The organism is Streptomyces sp. MST-110588 (assembly GCF_022695595.1).
Taxonomy (GTDB): Bacteria; Actinomycetota; Actinomycetes; order Streptomycetales; family Streptomycetaceae; genus Streptomyces.
Genome location: NZ_CP074380.1, coordinates 3038136 through 3061292, shown reverse-complemented (window position 1 = coordinate 3061292; position 23157 = coordinate 3038136). Strand labels below are relative to the sequence as shown.

18 protein-coding genes are annotated in these 23157 nt (G+C 72.5%); 12 read left to right on the top strand and 6 right to left on the bottom strand.

Annotation, left to right across the window (positions count from 1 at the left end; genetic code table 11):
- Positions 1–91 precede the first annotated feature (91 nt).
- Positions 92–973: a formyltetrahydrofolate deformylase gene (gene purU / locus KGS77_RS13290; protein ID WP_242581202.1), complete on the top strand. Its 882-nt coding sequence runs from the start codon at positions 92–94 to the stop codon at positions 971–973.
- 130 nt (positions 974–1103) lie between these two features.
- On the opposite strand, the gene KGS77_RS13285 is transcribed toward purU, so the two are convergent.
- Positions 1104–2444 carry a zf-HC2 domain-containing protein gene (locus tag KGS77_RS13285; protein ID WP_242587452.1) on the bottom strand — a complete coding sequence of 447 codons (1341 nt, stop codon included), beginning with the start codon at positions 2442–2444 and terminating at the stop codon, positions 1104–1106.
- A gap of 158 nt (positions 2445–2602) precedes the next feature.
- Positions 2603–3298 carry a sigma-70 family RNA polymerase sigma factor gene (locus KGS77_RS13280; protein ID WP_242581200.1) on the bottom strand — a complete coding sequence of 232 codons (696 nt, stop codon included), beginning with the start codon at positions 3296–3298 and terminating at the stop codon, positions 2603–2605.
- A 424-nt stretch (positions 3299–3722) separates the two neighbouring features.
- Here KGS77_RS13280 and KGS77_RS13275 point away from each other — a divergent pair, with 424 nt between their 5' ends.
- Entirely contained in the window at positions 3723–4097 is a 375-nt protein-coding gene (locus tag KGS77_RS13275) for an STAS domain-containing protein (protein ID WP_242581198.1), read from the top strand.
- A gap of 155 nt (positions 4098–4252) precedes the next feature.
- On the opposite strand, the gene KGS77_RS13270 is transcribed toward KGS77_RS13275, so the two are convergent.
- Both KGS77_RS13270 and KGS77_RS13265 read right to left on the bottom strand, forming a co-directional pair.
- Entirely contained in the window at positions 4253–5689 is a 1437-nt protein-coding gene (locus KGS77_RS13270) for a hypothetical protein (protein ID WP_242581196.1), read from the bottom strand.
- A 125-nt stretch (positions 5690–5814) separates the two neighbouring features.
- Positions 5815–7293, bottom strand: coding sequence for an MFS transporter (locus KGS77_RS13265; protein ID WP_242581194.1), 1479 nt, complete (start codon positions 7291–7293; stop codon positions 5815–5817).
- A gap of 179 nt (positions 7294–7472) precedes the next feature.
- Between KGS77_RS13265 and KGS77_RS13260 the strand changes: the two genes are divergently transcribed.
- The 6 genes from KGS77_RS13260 to KGS77_RS13235 all read left to right on the top strand — a co-directional run bounded on the left by KGS77_RS13260 (position 7473) and on the right by KGS77_RS13235 (position 16620).
- Positions 7473–8534, top strand: a complete 1062-nt coding sequence (locus tag KGS77_RS13260) for a helix-turn-helix transcriptional regulator (RefSeq protein WP_242581192.1) — start codon at positions 7473–7475, stop codon at positions 8532–8534.
- A 133-nt stretch (positions 8535–8667) separates the two neighbouring features.
- Positions 8668–10182 carry a serine/threonine-protein kinase gene (locus KGS77_RS13255; protein ID WP_242581191.1) on the top strand — a complete coding sequence of 505 codons (1515 nt, stop codon included), beginning with the start codon at positions 8668–8670 and terminating at the stop codon, positions 10180–10182.
- Complete coding sequence (locus tag KGS77_RS13250) at positions 10089–10910, top strand: hypothetical protein (RefSeq protein ID WP_242581190.1); 822 nt, start codon at positions 10089–10091, stop codon at positions 10908–10910. Before KGS77_RS13255 ends, KGS77_RS13250 begins: the two co-directional genes overlap by 94 nt.
- Before the next feature lie 122 nt (positions 10911–11032).
- The gene (locus KGS77_RS13245) at positions 11033–12733 is read left to right on the top strand and encodes a serine/threonine-protein kinase (protein ID WP_242581188.1); all 1701 of its coding nucleotides are present in this window, start codon (positions 11033–11035) and stop codon (positions 12731–12733) included.
- A gap of 231 nt (positions 12734–12964) precedes the next feature.
- Positions 12965–14656: a succinic semialdehyde dehydrogenase gene (locus KGS77_RS13240; protein WP_242581186.1), complete on the top strand. Its 1692-nt coding sequence runs from the start codon at positions 12965–12967 to the stop codon at positions 14654–14656.
- Positions 14657–14850: 194 nt separating this feature from the next.
- Complete coding sequence (locus KGS77_RS13235) at positions 14851–16620, top strand: GMC family oxidoreductase (RefSeq protein WP_242587451.1); 1770 nt, start codon at positions 14851–14853, stop codon at positions 16618–16620.
- 474 nt (positions 16621–17094) lie between these two features.
- Here KGS77_RS13235 and KGS77_RS13230 read toward each other — a convergent pair whose 3' ends face one another.
- Positions 17095–17490 (bottom strand): chorismate mutase, encoded by a 396-nt coding sequence (locus KGS77_RS13230; protein WP_242581184.1) that lies wholly within the window; start codon positions 17488–17490, stop codon positions 17095–17097.
- A gap of 267 nt (positions 17491–17757) precedes the next feature.
- On the opposite strand from KGS77_RS13230, the gene guaA reads away from it, so the two are divergent.
- The 4 genes from guaA (at position 17758) to KGS77_RS13210 (ending at position 22711) form a co-directional block, all read left to right on the top strand.
- Positions 17758–19344 carry a glutamine-hydrolyzing GMP synthase gene (gene guaA / locus KGS77_RS13225; protein ID WP_242581182.1) on the top strand — a complete coding sequence of 529 codons (1587 nt, stop codon included), beginning with the start codon at positions 17758–17760 and terminating at the stop codon, positions 19342–19344.
- Between the two features lie 126 nt (positions 19345–19470).
- On the top strand, positions 19471–20076 hold the full coding sequence (locus tag KGS77_RS13220) for a Uma2 family endonuclease (RefSeq protein ID WP_242581179.1): 606 nt from the start codon (positions 19471–19473) through the stop codon (positions 20074–20076).
- A gap of 606 nt (positions 20077–20682) precedes the next feature.
- Positions 20683–21924, top strand: coding sequence for a hypothetical protein (locus KGS77_RS13215; RefSeq protein WP_242581177.1), 1242 nt, complete (start codon positions 20683–20685; stop codon positions 21922–21924).
- Positions 21925–22198: 274 nt separating this feature from the next.
- Entirely contained in the window at positions 22199–22711 is a 513-nt protein-coding gene (locus tag KGS77_RS13210; RefSeq protein WP_242587450.1) for a DoxX family protein, read from the top strand.
- A 74-nt stretch (positions 22712–22785) separates the two neighbouring features.
- Here the strand turns inward: KGS77_RS13210 and KGS77_RS13205 are convergent, their stop codons facing one another.
- A complete protein-coding gene (locus tag KGS77_RS13205) occupies positions 22786–22953 on the bottom strand; it encodes a hypothetical protein (protein WP_242581175.1) in 168 nt (55 codons plus the stop codon).
- Positions 22954–23157: the final 204 nt, after the last annotated feature.

The following is a 23157-nucleotide window of genomic DNA, read 5'->3' as shown; positions in this document are numbered from 1 at the left end:
CGCCGGTGGGAGGGGCGCGGGGCCGGTGGAAGGGCAGGCGCGGACGGCCGCGGGACCGAGCAGTGCCGTGGATGTGCGACCCTATGAGGTCATGAGCGAGTCGCAGCCCGATACCCGGAACACCCCCACTCAGTACGTCCTCACCCTGTCCTGCCCCGACAAGCAGGGCATTGTGCACGCCGTGTCCAGCTACCTCTTCATGACCGGCTGCAACATCGAGGACAGCCAGCAGTTCGGGGACCACGACACCGGGCTGTTCTTCATGCGGGTCCACTTCAGCGCGGAGGCGCCGGTGGACGTGGACAAGCTGCGGGCCAGCTTCGCCGCGGTCGGCGACTCCTTCCACATGGACTGGCAGATCCACCGGGCGGACGAGCGGATGCGCGTCGTCCTGATGGTCTCGAAGTTCGGCCACTGCCTGAACGACCTGCTCTTCCGCTCCCGGATCGGCGCGCTGCCGGTGGAGATCGCGGCCGTGGTCTCCAACCACACCGACTTCGCCGAGCTGGCCGGCTCGTACGGCGTCCCCTTCCACCACATCCCGGTGACCAAGGACACCAAGGCGGCGGCCGAGGCCGAGCTGCTGGAACTCGTACGGGCCCAGAACGTGGAGCTGGTGGTGCTCGCCCGCTACATGCAGGTCCTCTCCGACGACCTGTGCAAGGAGCTGTCGGGCCGCATCATCAACATCCACCACTCCTTCCTCCCCAGCTTCAAGGGCGCCAAGCCGTACCACCAGGCGCATGCGCGCGGTGTGAAGCTCATCGGCGCCACCGCGCACTACGTGACGGCGGACCTGGACGAGGGTCCGATCATCGAGCAGGAGGTCGAGAGGGTCGGGCATGACGTCACTCCCGACCAGCTCGTGGCGATCGGGCGCGACGTGGAGTGCCAGGCGCTGGCCCGGGCCGTGAAGTGGCACAGCGAGCGCCGGGTCCTGCTCAACGGCAGCCGTACGGTCGTCTTCGCCTGAGCCGCCCGCCGGCCGCTGCACACTTCGCCTAAGCCGCCCGCCTGCCGCCGCCTGCCGCCCACGCCTGTCTCCGGCCGGCCGTCCGGGCGCCCCTAAGGCCGGCCATCGGGATTGTTACGGCCGCCGGACCTCACAGCCGGGAGAGCGAGGCGGTGGCGAAGAGCACGTCACGGATGGCGTCGCGCTCGCCGACCTGGCCCGCGGCGGCCTCCTCCGGAGAGACGTGGCCCGCGGCCAACTGGCAGAACTCGATGCTGTCCAGCGCGATGTGCGCGACCGTATGGTCCGGCGTCCCGAGGGCGCCCGGGGAGTCCAGGGCTATGTACCAGTGACCGCCGCCACTGCCTTCGACCTCCAGATGGAGCGTACGGCCCGGTGATCCGGCCGCGACCAGGCGCTGCGGCGGCGCGGCGAGCCCGGCCCGGCGCCGGCCGGCCAGGACACCGGGCAGCAGCCGGGCGGCCAGGTCCACCATGCGGCTGAGATGGCCGGCCGTCGGCGGTTTGTACGGATAGTCGACGGCGTCGGCGATGTCGCCCGCATGCACCCAGCACTCGAAGGCCCGGTCCAGGAACGCGTCGCGCAGCGGGAGCGCGGGACCGCCGTAGGGCACCGACAGCTCGGCCGCGCCGCGTCCGGCGAAGGACACCGTACGGATCAGTGTGTGACTCTGGTCGCGCCACGGCACCCGGGTGGCGAGCGGAGCGGCGGTGTCCGTGGTCGCCTGCCAGCACGCTTCGGTGCGGGCGGCGGGAGTGGCGGGCGCGGGCGGTGCCGCGGCGCCCAGCGGATCGGCCAGCCCCAGGGCCGTCGCGACCAGGCCGTCCACCGCCATCAGGTGGCCGATGACCCCGGCGACGGTCGTGGTCCGCTCGACCGGCCGCTCGTCCTCGAACCAGCGCAGCAGCACCGGAGCCCGCCACTCCGCGTCGCCCATGTCGCGCAGCAGCGCGTCCAGTTTCGCGGTCTCCGCGTCGTACGGGCTCGCCCACTCCGGTACGGGGATACGGGCCGGGCGGCGGTCCAGGCAGCCCTCCAGGACGCGGGAACGCAGCAGCGGGTCGAGATCGAGGTCGTTGGCGGGACGCAGCAGCCCCACGGCGTCGCGCAGCCGCAGGGCCTCGTCCGCGCACCCGGCACAGTCGGTGAGGTGGGCCTCGACGGCGGCGGTCTCCTCCGGGGAGCAGGCGGTCAGGGCCCAGGCGCCGAGGAGCGACTTGAGGACCTTGTGCGGAGGCTCGGGGAGGGGCGCGCCAGTGCCCGTACGCCGGTCCTTCCCGGCGTCCGCCGTCCCGCTCGCCACCTGCTGCACTTCCTGTTTCACCTCCTTGTCCTCGTCCTTGTCCTTGTCCTTCTGCTTCTGCGTTTCCGGCTCCTTCCCTGGTTCCTTCCCGGGGGCCGGGTCCGGCGTGGGCAGGGGTGCTTCCGGCAGTGGCCCCTCGTCCTCGGGGGCCGAGCGCGGTGACGGTATGCGCGGCCGTCCTCCCGAGGAGGCGGGCCGGCCGGTGGTGCCCTCGGGGCCGCCGGGGTACCGGGGGCCGTGCGGTCCGCCCGGGTCCTGCGGTCCATGACGTCCGCCTGGCCCATGAGAGCCGTGCGGGTCGAAGCCGTCCCACTCCTCCGGCCCGTTCACAGCGGCCTTCCGTAACCCCGGCCGGGAGGCGAGGCGTTGGTGCGGCCCGGTCGGCCCGGCTGGCCCGGCTGTCCTATCGGGTGGTCCGGTGCGGAGGCCGGCGGCGCGGGCGGTGGCGGGCCGGTCAGGCGGGCGGGCTGCTGCGGCCGGTGGTTGTGGGCGGTGGACAGGAGCTGGAGGCCCAGCCGCAGCCGGCGCCGGGCCTCGTCCTCGGTGACACCGAGGTCGGCGGCGGTCTGGCGGTAGTTCCGCCGCTGGAAGTAGGCCAGTTCCAGGGCGGCCCGCAGCGGCGCGGGCATGGAGGTGACGATGTAGTCGGCGCGGGCGGCGGTGGACGCGTCACGGATCTTGCGCTCCACCGCGTCCGGCTCGGGGGCCTCGTCCCCGCAGGCGCGCGCCGAGTCCGCTTCGTACTGGCGCAGGCGGTGGACGGCCTGCCGGTGGGTGAGGGTGGCGACCCAGGAGCGCAGCGAGCCGCGCTTGGGGTCGTAGGCGTCGGGGTTCTCCCAGATGTAGCCGAAGACTTCGCGCGTGACGCGGTCGGCCGCCGGCTCGTCGTCGAGCACACGGTGGGCGAGGCTGTGGACGAGCGAGGCGAACCGGTCGTAGAGCTCGCCGAGCGCGGCGGCCTCGCCACGGGCGAGCCGCTGCTGCATCCGCCTGTCCCAGCGCGGTGGTGCGTCGTTCCCCATACAGACCCCCACTCCTCACCGCCGCCGTGCCGCCGTGGCCGCCGTCGCCCACCGACACGGACTCCACCGTGCCACCGAATGTAGTCCGAGGATCTGACAGTGCGCGCCCTTTGCGGCAATCTGCCCTCCGGTACGGCTGCGGATGGTATAGCGGCCGTCACTGTGTGGTGGTGATACCCGATCACCGGCGATCGATGCGACATGTCGATCGTCCGTAACTGTCGAGGTGTTATCCGGGTGTGACCGGGTTCAGGGAAAAGTAAGTACGTTGATGGGCATAGCCTGGAGAGTGAACGGCCTGTTGTACGACGAATTCCACCGAGTTTCGTGGGAAGAAAGGCCGGGCAGTCGAAGCGGGGAAGGATGAATTCCGGACAGGTCCGGTAAGCATCCGGTCCGCAAGCGAGCGAAAGGCTTCGAGCGCGTGTCGTTGAAGGTGGCAGAGGGGGAGCAGGGCCGGTGGGCGGTCCTGCAGGTTTCCGGTGAGATGGACCTGGTCACCTCGCCGGCGGTGCGCCAGCACGTGCACGATGCGGTCGCGGAGGGGCGGCGCAGTGTCGTCCTGGACCTCTCCGAGGTGCTGTTCTGTGATTCCAGCGGCGTCGGCGTGCTGATCGCCGCCCGGCGGCTGATGCGTTCGTGCCAGGGGCGGCTGCGGCTGATCCTGCCGGCGCAGGGCGCGGTGGACGGTTCGCACGTCAACCGGGTGCTGGCGGCGCTGGGCGTGCGCCGGCTCTTCGAGGTCTACCCGGACCTGACCACCGCGGTCGACGAGACCGCGGCGCCGCTCTCCGCCTGACGCCGTGGCGCCGTAGCGCCGTAGCGCCGTAGCGCCGTAAGACTGCAACGCCCCGACGCCGTAACGCCTCGACGCCGTAACGTCGTAATCCCCTTCTTGGCCCCTTCCGGGCTGTCTGCCTGCGCGCCTCACGCGACTCCTGCCGCCCGTCTGTCTCAGTCCCTCCGGGCGCGCGACCGTGAGCGGGAGGCGCCGTCACCGTCGTACGGCCCGCCCCGCCACGCGTCGTACGAGCGGAAGCCGCGGCCCATGGCCAGGACGACGACCGAGGTCAGCGCCACGAGTTCGTACGCCGTCGTCACCAGCCACAGGGCGCCCCCGGTCGTCCGCAGGGCCTCGCCGACGAAGCCGGTCACGGTCAGTTCCACCACGGTCCGGACGGTGAGGTAGAGCTGCATGGCCCCGAACACCAGCACCGCGCCGCGTACGTCCCGCCGCCCCCGGAGGGCGAGTGCGCCCAGGACCAGCAGGACGGCCGTCGTCGCCAGGGCGGTGAACTCCCCGGAGACCGGCGTGTGTACCGACCCCAAGGCGGCGGCGTCCAGTGCGCTGCCCAGATTGGTGCCGGGGTGGATGTGTACGCCCTTCGGGCCTTCCAGGGTCCAGGTGAGCTGGGCCGCGCCCATGATGAGAAGCAGCACCCCGCAGACTCGGGACAGCCGCCGCTGCCACCAGGAGACGGCGCTCGCGCCGAGGGCGCGGGATGCGGCGGTCCTGCGGCCGGCGCCCGGGCCCGTACGGTCGAAGCCCGCGCCCGTACGGCCGGATCCGGTACTCGTACGGTTGGAGCCGGTGCCCGTACGGGGGAAAGCGGAACCCGTACGGGCGGAAACGGAAGGCGTACGGCGGGAAGCGGAATCCGTGCCCCGGCGTGCAGAATCGTTTTGGCCGGCGCCGGAACTCCCCGGGCCGCAACCGGAATCAGCGCGACCGGAACCGGGCCCGGTACGACCGGAACCAGGCCCGGTACGACCGGAACGGACATCCGGGTGACCGGAATCCCGCTCCGCGTCCGCGCGGCCGGACCGTCCCCGGCCGAAGGCCGACGCCACGCGCCCGAGCACCGCGCCCACCCGGCCGCCCGCCGCCGGCCCGTGGCGCTCGGTGGCGGGCAGCAGCGCGAACAGCACCGTCAGCGCCACCACCGCGCTCAGCGCCCGGGTGGCCAGCGCCCAGTCACCCAGCGGATCCCGGCCGTACAGGTCGCGGTACTCGGCGTGCATCAGGTCCACGCCCTCGCGCAGCGCCGTCACCAGCAGCAGGCAGCCGAGCAGTAACCCCGCGCTGCGCGCCACCCGCCGCCGGGCCAGCGCCAGCGCGCCCACTGCCAGCAGGGAGGCGGTGAAGGCACATTCGTACGGGCCGAGGGGCCCTGGCGACCCGGAGGCGCGCGGGTTGAACAGGCCCTCCAGAAAGTCACCCAAGGTGGCGTTCGCACGGGCGATCGTGCTGCCGATCCAGGTGGCCAGCACGCCCCCGCAGAGCACCAGTGCCACACCCGCCGTGCGATAGGCGCCGTCGTGCTCGGCAGCCGCCCGGCCGGGGTCGGGGACCGGCCGGACGTCCACCGCCGTGCCGTCCCACATCACCATGGCCACCCCCGATCCGCTGTGTGCGGCCGTGCCATCGGTCCGCTCCGGTGCTCCCGTACAGCACCTCACTGTGTCAAGGACGGCGACACGGGCGGCGGAGGTTCCACCTTGTGCGCCGTGGGCCCTCAGTGCATATGTGGTGCGCTGTCCGGGAGGAACGGGAGGAGAACCGAGACGGCGACCGCCAGGGCGAGGTTGAAGACGAGCGCCACGGTCAGCGCGTGCCCGTAGGCGGCCATGTCCAAGTGTGCCGCGCCGCGCAGCGCGCTGTAATACAGCACGCCGACCACGGCCACACCGACCGCGCCGCCGATCTGCTGGCCGGTGGACAGAACACCGGAGGCCATGCCGGTCTCGTGCGGGCGCACCTGCGAGAGGACCGCGTTCAACAGCGGGGTGACGAACAGGCCGTTGCCGGCGCCGATCAGGAGCAGGGGCGCCACCAGAGCGGGCGCGGTCAGCTCCGTACCGGCGCCGGCGACCACGGCGATCATGGCCGCGTACCCCAGTGCGCCGATCAGCCCGCCGGCCTGAAGAACCCGCCGTCCGTACCGCGCGAGCCGCCCGGCCAGAAGACTCGCGGCGAAGAACGCGGCGGCGAAAGGGGCGTAGAACAGGCCGGCGCCGAGCGTGTCCAGGCCCAGGCCCTCCTGGAGGGTGAGGGAGAGGACCAGGAAGAAGGAGTTGATGCCGAAGTACGTAAGGAGAACCAGAGTGATGCCGATGGCGAAGGGACGTTCCCGCAGGAGGGCCGTCCGTACGAGCGGGGAGCCGCCGGCCGCCTCGACCCGCTTCTCCACCACGACGAAGACGGCCAGTGAGCCCGTGCCGGCGGCCAGGCTCGCCCAGGTCCACCACGGCCAGCCGGCCTCCCGGCCTTCGACCAGCGGCACCACGAGGAGGAAGAGGGCCACCGTCAGGACCGCGGCGCCGGGCAGGTCCAGCCGCCGGGTCTCAGGGGCCCGTGACTCGGGGACGAAGACGGCGGCCAGGGCCAGGATGGCCAGGCCGACCGGGACGTTGACCCAGAAGACGGGGCGCCAGGACGCGCCGAACAGGTCCGCGGAGATCAGGACGCCGCCCAGGAGCTGCCCGGCCACTCCGGCCAGACCGATCACCGCGCCCAGCGCGCCGAACGCGCGGGCCCGCCGCTCCGCCGGAACCAGTACCTGGATCATGGCGAAGACCTGCGGGAACAGCGCCGCCGCGCCGAGCCCCTGGACGAGCCGGGAGATGATCAGCACGGTGGGGCCGGGTGCCGCGGCGCAGGCCACCGACGCCAGGGTGAACAGGGCCGTACCGGACAGGAACAGCTTGCGGCGGCCCAGCAGATCGCCCAGGCGGGCCCCGGTGATCAGGGCGATGGCGTACGTGAGTTGATAACCGGCCAGGATGAGCTGGACGTCGGCGTCGGAGGCGTGCAGACCGGCCTGGATGGCGGGGGCGGTGACGACCACGATGAAGGTGTCGAGCACGGCCATGAACACGCCGGTGAGGATGATGGCCAGGGCGCGCCAGGGGGAGGCGGGCGGGGGTGTCCTGGCGGTCGTGATGGGGGCGGTGACAGGTGCGGGGGTGCCGGCCGGTGGCCGTATCTGTTCCATGGCCACGAGGTTCGGACGGTACGGCGGGGCGGTACAGAGAGAAATTATGCTGGTGGCCGGGGTACCACCCAGTCGGGTCAGAGGTCAGGGACTGAGGCCAGGGGCTGAGGTCAGGGACTGAGATCAGGGACCGGGGTCCGGGGCCAGGGACCCTGGGATGAGGTGAGGGGCGATGTCCGATGGCTGACCGGGAACGCCGCCGGGTGCTGGCGGAGTTCCTCCGCTCGCGCCGGGAGCGGGTGACGCCGCGCGACGCGGGCATCCCCGCCGGTCCCCGGCGCCGTACGCCCGGCCTGCGGCGTGAGGAGGTCGCCCAGCTCTCGGGTGTCAGTGTCACCTGGTACACCTGGTTGGAACAGGCGCGGGACATCACCGTCAGCCGTCAGGTGCTGCACAGCCTGGCCCGTGCCCTGCTGCTGTCGCCTGCCGAGACCCGGCATCTGTTCGCGCTGGCGGGCGAACCGCTGCCCGCGCCGGAGGCGGAGCGGCGGCCCGGGCAGGGGCCGGGCTCCGCGCTCCAGCAGCTCGTGGACGCGCTCGATCCGCACCCGGCGTATCTGGTGGCGCCCAACTGGGACCTGGTGGCGTGGAACAGCGCCGAACGCGGTCTGATCGGTGACCCGGCCGACCGGGAACCGGCCGGGCGCAACCTGCTCCGGATGGTGTTCACCGAGCCCCGGATGCGTACGCTCCTGGTCGACTGGCCCGGGCAGGCGCGCGCCCTGCTCGGCCAGTACCGGGCGAGCGCCGGGCGGCACATCGGCGACCCGTCCTTCGGGCGGCTGACGGCCTGGCTGTGCGCGCACAGCCAGGAGTTCCGGGAGTGGTGGAACACCCACGACGTCGCGGAGTTCCGTTCCGTGCGGCGCGCCTTCGACCATCCCCGGCTGGGGCGGCTGGTCTTCGACTACGTCAAGCTCGCCGCGGTGGACGCGCCGGGCACCACGCTCGTCTCGTGCATGCCGACGGACGAGGAGACGGCGCGCAAGCTGCCGGAGCTGAGCGCCTATGGGTCCGTACGGGCGGACGGGCCCATAGGGGCGACCGGGACGACCGGGGCGACCGGGGCGAGCAGGCCGGGTGAGGTGGGCGGGACGGGACGAGCGGGTGAGACAAGCCGGGCGAATGGGGCTGTCGGTGTCGTCGGGGTGGCCGGTACCGACGGGGGCGTCGGGGGCGCCGGGGGTGTCGGAAACGCTGGGGCCACCGGGCCTGTCGAGGGCGCCGCGACCGCCTCGTAATGGTCCGTTCCTTGACCAGTGTGACGGGCATCACCGCAGGTCGGAGGGCCGTTGAAACCCGTACGGCCAAGCAGTGGCCAATGCCTGGGGTGCCCCTCCTTCCGCTTCGGTGACCGTGGGGCAAGATGACCCCATGGGGAGCTTCGGGGGCGAGGGACGACTGATCGTCGGCCGCTATCGCCTGGGCGAGCGGCTGGGCCGCGGCGGCATGGGAACGGTGTGGCGTGCCACCGACGAACTGCTGGGCCGTCAGGTCGCGGTCAAGGAGCTGAACCTGGACGAGGACCTCCCCGAGGCCGAGACGCAGGTCCAGCGTGAGCGGACGATGCGCGAGGCGCGTACGGTCGCCGCGATCAAGCACCCGAACGTCATCGTGCTGCACGACGTGGTCGAGCAGGACGGGCGGCCCTGGATCGTCATGGAGTGCGTGGACGGCGAGTCGCTGGCGGACCGGCTGTCCGGCGGCGGCCCGGTCGCCCCGCGCGAGGCGGCCCGGATAGCCCTCGCCCTGCTCGGCGCGCTACGGGTGGCCCATGCGCGCGGGGTGCTGCACCGGGACATCAAGCCCGCCAACGTCCTGCTGGAGGAGGGCACCAGCCGCGTCGTACTGACCGACTTCGGCATCGCTCAGATGCCGGGCACGACGACGCTGACCGAGACCGGCGTGTTCGTCGGCTCGCCCGAATACACCGCGCCGGAACGGATGGCGGGCCAGGGTACGGGGCCGGAGGCGGACCTGTGGTCGGTCGGTGTGCTGCTGTGCGCGGCTTTGAGCGGGGAGAGCCCCTTCCGCCGCGATTCGCTGGGCGGGGTGCTGCACGCCGTCCTCTACGACGAGATCGAACTGCCCGAATCCGCCCGGCCGCTGCTCGCGGTCGTACGCGGCCTGATGGAACGCGACCCGGCCCGGCGGCTGGACGTCCCGGAGACCGAACGGCTGCTGCGCGGCTACCTCCAGTCCGGCCGCGCCCCCGAACTGGCGGCCAAGTTCTCCTCGACCCGGGACCGGCTGCCCCAGCAGCCCGTTCCGGAGGCGGGTGGCGCGGCGGGCGGCGGCCCCTTCCCGGCCGGCCCGGTCTCCGCCGGTCCCTCTCCGGCAGGTCGTACGCCGGAGGTCCGTACGCCGGGAACCGGACTGCCTGTGAGCGGTGTGCCCGGGGCCGGTGCGGCTGGGGCTGGGGCTGGGGCTGGTGTACCCGGGACTGGTGTACCCGGGGCTGGTGGGGCCGGTGCGGCTGGTGTGGACGCGTCCGGTACGGGCGTACCTGACTCCGCCGCCCTCGGCCCTGCGGCCCCCGTCTCCCCTGCCCCTCCCGTAACTCCTGCCTACCCCGCCTCTTCTGCCACCCCGCCGCCCCAGGAACCCCCGCCGCCCCAGGAACACCCAACGCCGACGTGGCCGAGACCGCCGGCCCCGGCGGTGGCGTCCCCATCAGCCGTACCCCCACCGTCCGCACGTCCGACTCCGGCGCCCCAGGCTTCAAGGACTCCGGCGCGCCCCGCTCCCGGATACGCCGGTTCGGCGGCCGGGGCTCCGGCGGCCGTACGCCCGGCATGCCGATACCGGACGCGCTGGACGACCGCGCGCTGGCCGCCGCGGTCCGGCCGCACACCGGCCGCGCCCGCACCGCCCTGCTCGCGGGCCTGACGGTGATCGTCCTGGCGGGGGCGGGCGCCGGGGTCGCCGCGCTCGTCATGAGCGGCGACGGTACGGACGGCAAGCGCGACACCGCCACCCAGACGCAGACCCAGCAGACCCAGCAGGCCACGGGTCCGCACGGAAACGGCACACCGTCCGCCGGGCCCCCGGCACCGACACGGACCGGCACGCCGCCGTCCCCGGGCACCGGCTCCCCCGGGACCGGAACCAGCGCGCCCCCGACCGCCACCGTCACCCCCACGCCTTCCCCCGGCGCCAACGGCAAGGCCCCCGACGGCTACCGCATGACGCAGGACCCCCTCGGCTTCGCGCTGGCCGTCCCGGACGGCTTCTCGCGCTCGTACGAGAAGCCGCGGGTCTTCTACTACTCGGCGGGCAAACGGTTCCGGCTGGGCGTGTACGTCAAGGAGCAGATGCCCGGCGGGCCGCTGGCCATGATGCGTGCGTCCGACACCAAGGGCCCGCAGCACTATCCCGGCTACCGCGACGCCCAGGTCACCGACACCACCCACAACGGCTTTCCGGCCGCGCTGTGGGAGTTCACCTGGGACGGCGGGGGAGACGGCGGCGGAGCCCGGCACACGTACGACCTGGGCTGGGAGGAGGCCGGGAAGATGTACGACGTCTGGGTCTCCGCCCCGGTCGGTGACCAGGCGCGCGCCAAACGCCACTTCGACGCCGCGCTGGACACCTTCCGGGTGACGGGCGAGCGATGACGGGCGAGCGGTGACGGGACCGTACGTACGGCACGTACGGCGCGTACGGCGACGGCGGGGACGCATGCACGGAGCCCGGGTGCCGTTGGAAGGCAGCGGGGGCGGCAGGTGAAGATGGGGTCATGACGAACGACGGGGGGCGGGCACACGAGCCCACCATTCACGCGACGACGCCACCGACGGAGGGCGTGCCGGAGCCCACGAAGGTGGCGACGCTCGGCGTCCCCGTACCCCTTGCCGGCGGCTCCGACAGCCCCGGCGGCCCCGATGACCGCGAGGCTCCCGACGGCCGCGAGGCTCCCGGCGACGACGGCCGGCTGATCGGCGGCCGTTACCGGCTGCGCTCCCGGCTCGGCCACGGCGGCATGGGCACGGTCTGGGAGGCCCACGACGAGGCCATGGACCGCGTAGTGGCACTCAAGGAACCGCGCCTGTCCGGCCATCTGACGCCGGAGCAGACGCGCGTCGCCTACCGCCGGATGCGCCGCGAGGCACGGGCCGCGGCCCGTATCGACCACCCCTCGGTCGTCGCCGTCCACGACGTGGTCGACGAGGACGGGCGCCCGTGGATCGTCATGGAACTCGTACGCGGTGAGTCGCTCGCCGACCGCCTTCTGGAAGGCACCCTCGACCCGCGCGAGGCGGCCCGCATCGGACTCGCCGTACTCGGCGCGCTGACGGCGGCCCACGGCGCGGGCGTGCTGCACCGGGACGTCAAGCCCGGCAACGTGCTGCTGGGCCGCGGTGACCGGGTCGTGCTGACCGACTTCGGCATCGCCCAGGTCGAGGGCGAGCAGGGGCTGACCGAGACCGGGACGTTCGTGGGATCGCCGGAGTACACCGCACCGGAGCGGCTCCTTGGGCAGCGGCCCGGCCCCGGGTCGGACCTGTGGTCGCTGGGCGTGGTGCTCTATCTGGCCGTCGAGGGCGTCTCGCCGTTCCGCCGCTCCCACGCGCCCGCGACGATGCAGGCGGTGCTGTCGGCCGAGCCCCAGCCGCCGGTCCGTGCCGCGGGGCCGCTCGGCGAGGTGGTCATGCGGCTGCTGAGCAAGGACCCGGCGGCCCGGCCGGACGCCGCCGGGGTACGGCGGGAACTGGAGCGGGTCGCCGAACCGGACCACGGCCCCGCCCGGGACACGGCGGCCCGGGACACGGCGGCCCGGGGCAGGACAGCCGGGCGCACGGCGGTCCGGGGCGCGGCGGCCGGCCGGGTGAAGCGGGCGCGCTCCGCCCTGCCCCGCACCCGCAAGGTCCAACTCGGCCTGACCGCCGCCGTACTCGTCCTGGCGACCGCCCTGGTCGTGGTCCTGGCCAGGCCCTTCGACGGCGACAAGCTGCCCCCGCACTGGGTGGTGCGCCAGGAGGGCGAGGTGGTCCGGGCGTCGCTGGCGGTCCCCGACGACTACCGCCGGACCGTGGGACCGGACGACGGCTATGTGACGTTCGACGACCCCAGCGGCGTCTTCAGCATCGATCTGTCGCTGGAGCGGGACGGGGTCTCCGCGCTCCCGGACGAGGCCGAGGAGCTGGTCACTTACTACAAGGAGGGCGGCGACGACGGTACGGAGGTCTCGCACGCGCGCAGCGTCAAGCGCCCGGCCACCCAGCAGGGCCGCCCGGCCATGGAGGTGGACACCACCTATCTGCCGTACGAGCCCGACGAGGACGCCGTCCGCTACCGCAAGCGCCAGCACGTCTACGTCGATGCGGAGAAGAAGTCCGCGTGGGTGCTGACGGTGACGATGCCGGCCAAGGGCGAGGCCCGCCGGGACGGGGACGAACTGTTCACGAACGTCGTGAAGTTCCTCGACCTCCAGGAGTAGCGGCGGCAGATCCGGCGGGCCGGGCAGGCACCTGACAAGTCCGGCAGGTGCGGCGGGCCCGGAAGTGACGGCGGTAACACGGCGAACCGGACATTCGATTACGCCGCCCGATGCCGTCGCACCAGGTCAGCGCCATTGTGGCCAGCGAACACTGGCGTGATCACGTCCGGTCGCCGAAAACTCGTTACTATCGGGTACCCAAGGCGACTTCCACGGCATACGCTCCCGTGCATGACGGACTCGCAGGACACCGGAACAGCCGACGCCCCTCTGCCCGCCCAGCCCGGCGCGTCATCCGCCCCGAGCGGTGCGTCACCCGCCCCGGCCGCCGCGCCCGCCGACGGCAACCCCGTGGTCCGCGCCGCCGCGGGCACCCGTACCGCCGCGGACGTGGTCACCAAGGAGCTGGTCGACCGTCTCACGCAGGGAGTGACCGGCAGCGGCCGTACCGCCAACCACACGCCGTTCACCGGGGAGAAGCTCGCCGACCTGCCCGAGTCCACGCCCGAGGACGTCGTCACCGCCTTCGAACGGGCCCGCGCGGCCCAGAAGATCTGGGCCGAGGTCCCCGTCAAGGAGCGCGCCGCCGTCCTGCTGCGCTTCCACGACCTCGTACTGCGCCGCCAGGCCGAGGTCCTGGACCTCATACAGTTGGAGACCGGCAAGGCCCGGCTGCACGCCCACGAGGAGGTCCTGGCCGTCGCCGTGGCCGCCCGGCACTACGGCCGCAAGGCCCCCGCCTACCTGGGCCCCAAGAGGCACACCGGCGTCGTCCCGGCCCTCACCAAGGTCACCGAACTGCGCCTGCCGCGCGGCGTCGTCGGGCAGATCGCGCCGTGGAACTACCCGTTCGAGCTGTCCGTCGGTGACGCGCTGCCCGCCTTCGCCGCCGGCAACGCCGTCGTCATGAAGCCCGACACCGAGACGGCCCTGACCGCGCTGTGGGCGCGCGAGCAGATGATCGAGGCCGGGCTGCCGCCGGAGGTCTGGCAGATCGTCCTCGGCGACGGACCGGTCATCGGCCCGGAGGTCGTCAAGCACGCGGACTACGTCTCCTTCACCGGCTCGACGCGTACGGGCCGCGAGGTCGCACAGGGGGCCGCCGCCCGCCTCGTCGGCGTCTCGCTCGAACTGGGCGGCAAGAACGCCATGTTGGTGCTGCACGACGCCGACGTGGAGAAGGCCGCCGCCGGCGCGGTGCGCGCCTGCTTCTCCTCGGCCGGCCAGCTCTGCATCGCCATCGAGCGCCTGTACGTCCACGAGTCGATCGCCGAGGACTTCCTGGAGCGCTTCGCGGCCCGTACGAAGGCGATGCGCCTGGGCAACGCCCTGGCCTACGGCGCCGACATGGGGTCGCTGGTCGGGCAGCGGCAGTTGGAGACCGTGACCCGGCACGTCGAGGAGGCCGTCTCCAAGGGTGCCCGGATCGTCGCGGGCGGCCGGCCGCGCCCCGACGTCGGGCCGCTCTTCTACGAGCCCACCATCCTGGAGGGCGTCGAGCCCCCGATGGCCGTCTGCACCGAGGAAACGTTTGGCCCGGTGGTCTCGGTCTACCGCTTCAGCGACGAGGACCAGGCCGTGGCGCTCGCCAACGCCACCCCGTACGGCCTCAACGCCAGCGTCTGGAGCCGGGACGGCCGCCGTGGTCGGGCCGTCGCCGCCCGGGTGCGCGCCGGGACCGTCAACGTCAACGAGGCGTACGCGGCGGGGTACGGCAGCGCCCAGGCTCCCATGGGCGGCATGGGTGACTCCGGGCTCGGGCGCCGGCACGGCGCCGAGGGCATCTTGAAGTACACCGAGGCCCAGACCATCGCCCAGCAGCGTCTGATGCCGCTGGCACCGGCCTTCGGCCTGGACGACGAGAAGTACGCGGCGTTCATGACCCACAGCCTGCGGGCGATGAAGGCGCTGCGGCTGCGCTGAAGCCCGTCCGAGGAGACCAGGGAGTGCCCGTGCCCGCAGACGCAGAGCGCGAGCCGGCGCAGGAGCCGGAGCCGGGACCGGAGCCGGCGCAGGAGCAGGAGCCGGTGCCCGAGGACGCCGCCGCCCCGGAACGGGCGGGCGGCGGCGTCGGTGCCGGTGCTGGTGCTGGTGCTGACGACGGTTACGACTACGACGTGATCGTCATCGGCTCGGGCTTCGGCGGCGCCGTCTCCGCGCTGCGCCTGACCGAGAAGGGCTACCGCGTCGGCGTCCTGGAGGCGGGCCGGCGCTTCACCCGCCAGACCCTGCCCAAGAACTCCTGGGACCTGCGCAATTACCTGTGGGCCCCGGCGCTGGGCTGCTACGGCATCCAGCGGGTGCACCTCCTGGGCAACGTCATGGTGCTCGCGGGCGCCGGCGTCGGCGGCGGGTCGCTCAACTACGCCAACACCCTGTACGTACCGCCGAAGCAGTTCTTCGAGGACCGGCAGTGGGGGCACATCACCGACTGGCGGGAGGAGCTGAAGCCGTACTACGACCAGGCGCGGCGGATGCTCGGCGTACGGCTCAACCCGACCACGACCCCCTCCGACGTCCATCTGAAGGCCACCGCCGAGAAGATGGGCGTCGCGGACTCCTTCCACATGGCGCCGGTCGGCGTCTTCTTCGGTGACGGGCACGACGCGCGGGGCACCTCCAGGGCCGCGCCGGGCGCCGAGGTGCCCGACCCGTACTTCGGCGGCCAAGGGCCCGCGCGCCGGGCCTGCACCGAATGCGGCGAGTGCATGACCGGCTGCCGGCACGGCGCGAAGAACACCCTCAACGAGAACTACCTGTACCTCGCCGAGAAGGCCGGTGCCGTCATCCACCCGATGACGTCCGCGGTCACCCTGACCGAGGACTCCCGGGGCGGGTACGCCGTCGGCACGCGCCCCACCGACGACCGGCGCGCCACGGGCCGGGCCCGTACGTTCAGGGCCCGGCAGGTCGTCCTGGCTGCCGGTACGTACGGCACCCAGACCCTGCTGCACCGGATGAAGGACTGCGGTCTGCTGCCGCTGCTCTCTCCCCGGCTCGGCGAGCTGACCCGTACGAACTCCGAGGCGCTGGTCGGCGCGCAGACCGACGCCCGCCGCTACGGCAAGGTGTACGGAGGGCGGCGGCCGGACTTCACCCGCGGCGTGGCGATCACCTCCTCCATCCACCCCGACGCCGACACCCACATCGAGCCGGTCCGCTACGGCAGGGGCTCCAACGCCATGGGCAGCCTGTCCATCCTCCAGGTGCCGGTGGACACCCGTATGCCGCGCGCCCTGGCCTGGGCCGCCCACTGCGCCCGGCACCCCGTACTGCTGCTGCGCTCCCTGTCCAACCGCCGCTGGTCGGAGCGGACCATCATCGGGCTGGTCATGCAGTCCCTGGACAACTCGCTGACGACGTACCGCAAGCCCGGCGGCATCGGAAAGGGCCTGCTCACCGCGCGGCAGGGTCACGGCGCGCCCAATCCGCGGCAGATCCCCGCGGCCACCCGGGCCGCGAGCATCCTGGCGCGGGAGATCAACGGCTTCCCGGGCAGCAACGTCGGCGAGCTGATGGGCACCCCGCTGACCGCGCACTTCCTGGGCGGCTGCCCGATCGGTACGGACGCCGGCCACGGAGTGATCGACCCCTATCACCGTCTGTACGGCCACCCGGGAATCTCCGTCGTCGACGGCTCGGCGGTCTCCGCCAACCTGGGCGTCAACCCGTCGCTGACGATCACGGCGCAGGCGGAGCGCGCCATGTCGCTGTGGCCCAACAAGGGGGAGCGGGATCCACGGCCGGCTCAGGGGCGGCCGTACGAGCGGGTGGCGCCGGTGGCGCCCCGCCGGCCCGCCGTTCCCGAGGACGCCTTCGGGGCCCTGCGGCTGCCGTTCGTGGCGGTGCCGAAGGTGCCGCCGCTGCCGCCGCTGCCGCCTGAATGACGGCTGAGGAGTGAAAGGCGAAGGGTGAGGAGTGAGGGGCGTCGGCTGAGGGTGCCGGCTCTCGATCGAGGGCTGCCGACTGTCGGTGAGGTCGGTCCCAGGCGTCCCCGGGACCGACCACCCCATCGGATGTGACCGGGCTGCTGTCCCCTGCCGACCGGTCACCGCACCGGAACGAGGTCCCACGACGCGAGCCGCTTCCACGCGGTCGGCGTCTCATCGCTCCGGCGTATCCGCCCGTGGGGCGGCGTCTACGCGTAGTCCTGCAGGCCGCGCCTGGCTGACGTGGCACCGGGAACAACGAAGGGGCGCGGCGGCCGGTCACGCGCCGTACGGGTGAGAAGGCGCCCGAACGCGGTTGCGGACCGCCGCCCGGCGCCGCCATCCGCCCGGGCCCGCCCCGCCGCGTACCGGTCCGCCCCCACCGCGCCCCGGCCCGCTCTCGGACCCGACCGCTCTTAGACCCGTCCGCTCTCAGACCCGGCCCCGGCACAGCTCCAGCAGCGTCATCGCCAGCGCCGTACCCGGCCGGCCGAGCCGGTCCCGGTAGTGGGCCAGGATCTCCATCTCGCGGGAGAGGTTCACCCGGCGTCCGCCGGAGGCGATGCGCTCGCGCTGGATGACGGCCGAGACGGCCATCCGTTCCTGTACGAGGCCGATGATCCGCCTGTCGAGCTCGTCGATCCGGCCCCGCGCATCGGTGATCACCCGCGCCGCCGTCTCGGTACGGGCCCCGGTTTCCGCCGCCTCGGTACGGGCCCCCGCTTCCGGTGCCTCGGTACGGGCCCCGGTCTGCGCTCCGTCGCTACGGGTCCCGGTCTGCGCCGCCTCGGTACGGACCCTGGTCTGCGTACGGGTGCTGCTGCTCATCTCGTATCTCCTGGGGGTGTACGGCCCCCGTACCGACGACCCGGCCCGTACCGCCCCGGAAAAACACCGGCGCCCCGGGCCTTGTCGGCCCGGGGCGCCTGGGAAGTCGCTTGTCGGTGGATCAAGCAGCACGACCATGGCAGCCGGACGGGCCGGTGCCATAGGTAAAGACGAAGGTGGGCTGCTTGAACATGGCGCTCAGTATGAGCCCGGTAGAATCGAAAGTCCAACCCCTCGCACCACCACCACCGCCGGAAGGCCGCCGAAGTGCCATCAGCCTCCCCAGCCGCCGCCCCCGACGTCGTCCTGGTCGTCGACTTCGGCGCTCAGTACGCCCAGCTCATCGCCCGTCGCGTCCGCGAGGCCCGGGTCTACAGCGAGATCGTGCCGTCCACCATGCCGGTGGCCGAGATGCTCGCCAAGAAGCCCGCCGCGATCATCCTTTCCGGCGGCCCCTCGTCGGTCTACTCCCAGGACGCCCCGCGGCTGGACCGCGCGCTGTTCGAGTCCGGCGTGCCGGTCTTCGGCATGTGCTATGGCTTCCAGCTCATGGCCATCACCCTCGGCGGCACCGTCGACAACACCGGCGCCCGTGAGTACGGCCGTACGCCGCTGTGCGTCTCCCGGCCCGGTTCCACGCTCTTCGAGGGCACCCCGGCCGAGCAGTCCGTGTGGATGTCGCACGGTGACGCCTGCTCCGCCGCCCCCGAGGGCTTCACCGTCACCGCGTCCACGGACCTGGTGCCGGTCGCCGCCTTCGAGAACGACGCGAAGAAGCTGTACGGGGTCCAGTACCACCCCGAGGTGATGCACACCACGCACGGCCAGCAGGTGCTGGAGCACTTCCTGTACCGCGGCGCGGGCATCGAGCCCAAGTGGACCACCACCAACGTCGTGGAGGAGCAGGTCGCCGCGATCCGCGAGCAGGTCGGCGACAAGCGCGCCATCTGCGGGCTGTCCGGCGGTGTGGACTCCGCGGTCGCCGCCGCCCTCGTACAGAAGGCCATCGGCGACCGGCTCACCTGCGTGTACGTCGACCACGGCCTGATGCGCAAGGGCGAGACCGAGCAGGTCGAGAAGGACTTCGTCGCGGCCACCGGCGTACAGCTCAAGGTCGTCGACGCGTCCGAGCGCTTCCTTTCCGCGCTGGCCGGGGTGTCCGACCCCGAGGAGAAGCGGAAGATCATCGGGCGCGAGTTCATCCGCGTCTTCGAGCAGGCCCAGGCCGAGATCGTCGCCGAGGCGGGCGCCGCGGGCGAGCCGGTCGAGTTCCTGGTGCAGGGCACGCTCTACCCGGACATCGTGGAGTCCGGCGGCGGCACGGGCACCGCGAACATCAAGTCCCACCACAACGTCGGCGGGCTCCCCGAGGACCTTGAGTTCAAGCTGATCGAGCCGCTGCGGCAGCTCTTCAAGGACGAGGTCCGCATGGTCGGCACGGAGCTCGGCCTGCCGGACGAGATCGTCCAGCGCCAGCCCTTCCCCGGCCCCGGCCTGGGCATCCGTATCGTCGGCGAGGTCACCAAGGAGCGGCTGGACCTGCTCCGCGAGGCCGACGCCATCGCCCGCGAGGAGCTGACCGCGGCCGGCCTGGACCGCGAGATCTGGCAGTGCCCGGTGGTGCTCCTGGCCGACGTCCGCTCGGTCGGCGTCCAGGGCGACGGCCGCTCCTACGGCCACCCGATCGTGCTGCGCCCGGTCTCCTCCGAGGACGCGATGACGGCGGACTGGACGCGAATGCCGTACGAGGTGCTGGCACGGATCTCCACCCGCATCACCAACGAGGTCGCCGACGTCAACCGTGTCGTCCTGGACGTCACGAGCAAGCCGCCGGGGACCATCGAGTGGGAGTGACCTCCCCCGAAGCTGACTGCTCAAGGTCAACGCCGACGCCGCCGCTCACTTGTTTGAGTGGCGGTGTCGGCGTTTGCGGTGGGTACGCTGATGACATGGCCCAGGCTGCCGTCCATGGGAGGAACCATGACCGCTGAGACCGCGCACCACTGGCCGGTGCCGCCGCAGGACGGCTACACCGTGGACGACCTGCTGACGCTGTCCGACCTCCCGCCGCACACCGAGCTGATCGACGGGCGCTTGGTATGCGTGGGTCCGCAGCGCTATTTCCACATGATGGTGATCGACCACCTGGTGACCTGTCTGCGCCTTTGTGCCCCGCCCGAAGCGGTCGTCGTGCGCGAGATGACCGTGGTGATCGATCGCCGGAACGGCCCGGAACCCGATGTCTGTGTCGTGCGCGCGGCGGCCTCGCAGGATCCAGACCCAACATATTTCCTGGTGAAGGACGTGCTGCTGGCCGTCGAGGTGGTCTCGCCTGATTCCGAGTCCCGCGACCGTGACGCGAAGCCGCACAAGTACGCGATTGCCGGGATTCCGCACTTCTGGCGCATCGAGAAGGACGCCACGAGTGGGGCCCCCGTCGTCCACGTCTTCCAGTTGGACGAGGAGACCGGCACCTACCGTGCCGTCGAGGTGTTCCGCAACCGGCTCAAGCTCTCGGCGCCGTTCGGCATCGACATCGACCTCACCGCGGTTCCGGCCGGCTGGCCGTCACTCGGCGACGCGTAATCCACATCCGCCTGACCGCAGTCGGTTGACCGCTGTTCGCGCCCGCGTCAACCTCCTGGCAGCACCATCACCGCCCCGGAGCTGGGAGTTTGACGCCGGCACCCTATTCGTACGGCACAATTCCCTCCCATCGGGAAGAAGTTGGCGGCGACTGGTGGCAGGGCGGTAGCGGAAGTGACGGTGGATACGGCGGGCAGAGCGGCCGGGGCGCCCGGAGCCGGGGACCACGGAGGCGGTGAGTACGGGAACGGCGAGTACGGGAGCGAGGCGTACCGGAGCGGGGGATATGAGCGTGACGGTTACGGGAGTGGCGGGGAGCGCGGTGGCACCGGTGATGTGATGACCGGTGAGTCCAGGGGGTTCGGCGATTCCATGGGGTCCGGCGAGTCCGGGCGCTACGGTGGGGCCACAGGATTCGGCGCTTCTGGAGGGATCGGAGTGTCTGGGGGGACCGGCGGAGCCGGCGGCGGCAACGCGGTCAACAGCCCGGCTGGAAAGGCGGGTTCGGGTCATGCCGGCAGCTCCGGGGGTACCGGAAGTTCTGGGTGGTCCGGCGGTCCCAGCGGCCTCGGCGGCTCCGGCGGCCCGGTCGGTTCCGGCGGTTCCGTGCACTCAGGTGGGGACTGCACCTGCGGAAAGTGTCCGCACGGCGCGCGTGAGGGGCACCGCCAGGCGGTCGCCGCATTCGTTGCGCTGCGCGAGGAGTTCGCGGCCGGGCGCGGCGTGCCGTCGGCCCTCGCCCACTCGGCCGGGGCCTCCCGCCAGTGGGTTTCGGATGAACTCGCGCTGTCCGCGCGGGCATTGGCCGAGCGTGGTGCCGCCGAGGGCGGCGTCTGGATGGACGCGGTCCGCCGGCGCACCCTGCTGGTGATGTGGGGTGGTGCTGCCGCGCTGCTGCTGGGGCAGGCGCTCACCGCGATCGGCGGGCGCTGGACCACGGGCCGTACCGCGGGACTTGCCGCCGCCGTCGTGCTTGTGCTCGCGCTGACCGCCGTGGCATGGGTGCACCGTTCCCGCGGCGGTCTGCTGGCACCGCTGATCGGCGAGGACAACCGGCTCTCCACCTCCCGCGTGGTCGCGGCGGCCTGGGTGCTGCCCGTCGTCTACGCCGTGCTGTCGGCGGCGGTCGAGCTGGCGGTGACCTCCGGCACCGACGACCGGCGTCATATCCTCGATGACCTTGAACTGCCGCACGGCGTACGGCTTTTCAGTGTGCTGGCGATGACCTGCGCGGTGGCCGTGCTGGTGCGGCGCGTGGTCTGCGTACGCGTCCACGGCCGCAGACTCCAGAAGGTACGGGCCGAACGCCCGCGGCTGGCCGATCTGTTGACGGACGACGGTGGTCGCGGCGCCTTTACGGACGCGCAGTACGTGCTCATCAACGCGGTCGCGGTGATCTTCACCATCGTCCTGATGGCGCGGCACCCCGGCCAGCTCCCAGAGCCGCCTTGGGGTGTGGTCCTCCTCGTCGGCATCGGCACGGCCACGTACCTGGCGGGCAAGTACGCGGAGGGCGGCCGGCCGGTCGTCCTGTCGGTCGTACGGGCCAGGGAGATCGGTGATCTCCCGGCGCCGATCCGTACCGGTGACGACATCGAGATCCGGGGCAGCGGCTTCGTCCCGCCGGGCGCGCAGACCCCGGACCGGCTGGCCCGTACGGTCGTACGGATCGGGACGGTGCATGTCCCCGTACCGCTGGTCCCGGTCGCCGGGGGATTCGCCAACCCGACGGACGGGGTGCTGACGGTGCCGGTCCCGGCGGACGTCGAACCGGGGCGGGTCGAGGTCAGGGTCGTGACGGCGGCGGGCGTGGAAACCAACGGCTGCACGATCGACGTCGTGGAGTAGCGCCGGGCAGTAGTCCTGGGCAGTAGCCCCGGGCCTTGAAAAGGCGTCCCGGCCCTCTGCCGGACCGGGCGGCGCACTGCCGGACCGGCAGGCCCTCTGCCCGGACCGGTCGGCAGCTTGCTCGACCGGCCGGCGGTCCCCGTCCGGTGAACGCCGCGCGCGAGTTCGCACGTATCTCTCCGTGCACGCGCCGGCGGGGGCACAATCGTCTGCGCCCGGTGGCTGGGGAGAGGCGGACGCCATGGTTCACGCGGATCGTACGAGCGGTGCCGAGATGGGCGGGGCGCCGACGGGGGACGGGAGCACGGGGCCGCGCCGGGCCATGGCGCGCTGTGCGCTGCTGCCGCTGCGCGTCTTCCTCGGCGTCACCTTCGTCTACGCGGGCCTGGACAAACTCACGGACCCGGCTTTCTTCTCAAGCGGCGGGCCGGGCTCGGTCGGCGAGCTGATGCGGCAGGTGCGCGACACCTCGGCCGTGCCGTGGCTGGTGGACCTGGCCCTGAAGAACCCGGCGGGCTTCGGCTACGCCATCGCCTTGGGTGAACTGGTCGTCGGCATCGGCACACTCCTGGGTCTGGTGGCCCGGTTGGCGGCGCTCGGCGGCGCCCTGATCTCGCTGAGCCTGTGGCTGACCGTGAGCTGGTCGACCACCCCGTACTACTACGGCAACGACCTGGCGTACCTCATGGCCTGGCTGCCGCTGGTACTGGCGGGGGCGCCGGTGCTCTCCCTGGACGCCGCCCTGCGCGACCGCCGCGCCCGGCACGGCCGACAACTCTTCGGCTGACGGGCCCGGGCGACCCGGCGGCCCGGCTGCCCGGCGGCCCGGAACGGGCATCTTCGAACCGGGCTGTCCGGTTCCTACGAGCGACGGTCCCGGAGCATCCACAGACCCGCGATGGAGGCCAGCGCCACGACACCGGTCACGAGCTGAAGCACGAGCTGCGAAGGGCCGCTGCCGATGACCAGGTTGAGGTAGGCGTTGGCGGCGACGCTGATGATGAGCACGAGCCAGAGCAGGGGCTTCATGGGATTTCCTCCGTTGATCGGGGTGCGTATCCCACTGTGCTGTGTCCGCCGGACAGAAACGAGAGAGCGAGCTCCCCAATAGGGGGTGCAGTTTGCTACACCTCCCCACGTCCCCCCACTGCACCCCGTCCGCGCCACGCGCCCTCTCCCCGCGCCTTCTCCCCACATCCCCTGCTCTCACGGGCCCGACGAGGCGTCCTTCGG

Coding starts and splice junctions, on each gene's coding strand:
- purU (WP_242581202.1), top strand. CDS start 92: ATGAGCGAGTCGCAGCCCGATACCCGGAACACCCCCACTCAGTACGTC.
- KGS77_RS13280 (WP_242581200.1), bottom strand. CDS start 3,298: ATGGGGAACGACGCACCACCGCGCTGGGACAGGCGGATGCAGCAGCGG.
- KGS77_RS13270 (WP_242581196.1), bottom strand. CDS start 5,689: ATGGTGATGTGGGACGGCACGGCGGTGGACGTCCGGCCGGTCCCCGAC.
- KGS77_RS13265 (WP_242581194.1), bottom strand. CDS start 7,293: ATGGAACAGATACGGCCACCGGCCGGCACCCCCGCACCTGTCACCGCC.
- KGS77_RS13260 (WP_242581192.1), top strand. CDS start 7,473: ATGGCTGACCGGGAACGCCGCCGGGTGCTGGCGGAGTTCCTCCGCTCG.
- KGS77_RS13255 (WP_242581191.1), top strand. CDS start 8,668: ATGGGGAGCTTCGGGGGCGAGGGACGACTGATCGTCGGCCGCTATCGC.
- KGS77_RS13250 (WP_242581190.1), top strand. CDS start 10,089: ATGCCGATACCGGACGCGCTGGACGACCGCGCGCTGGCCGCCGCGGTC.
- KGS77_RS13245 (WP_242581188.1), top strand. CDS start 11,033: ATGACGAACGACGGGGGGCGGGCACACGAGCCCACCATTCACGCGACG.
- KGS77_RS13240 (WP_242581186.1), top strand. CDS start 12,965: ATGACGGACTCGCAGGACACCGGAACAGCCGACGCCCCTCTGCCCGCC.
- KGS77_RS13230 (WP_242581184.1), bottom strand. CDS start 17,490: ATGAGCAGCAGCACCCGTACGCAGACCAGGGTCCGTACCGAGGCGGCG.
- KGS77_RS13220 (WP_242581179.1), top strand. CDS start 19,471: ATGACCGCTGAGACCGCGCACCACTGGCCGGTGCCGCCGCAGGACGGC.
- KGS77_RS13210 (WP_242587450.1), top strand. CDS start 22,199: ATGGGCGGGGCGCCGACGGGGGACGGGAGCACGGGGCCGCGCCGGGCC.
- KGS77_RS13205 (WP_242581175.1), bottom strand. CDS start 22,953: ATGAAGCCCCTGCTCTGGCTCGTGCTCATCATCAGCGTCGCCGCCAAC.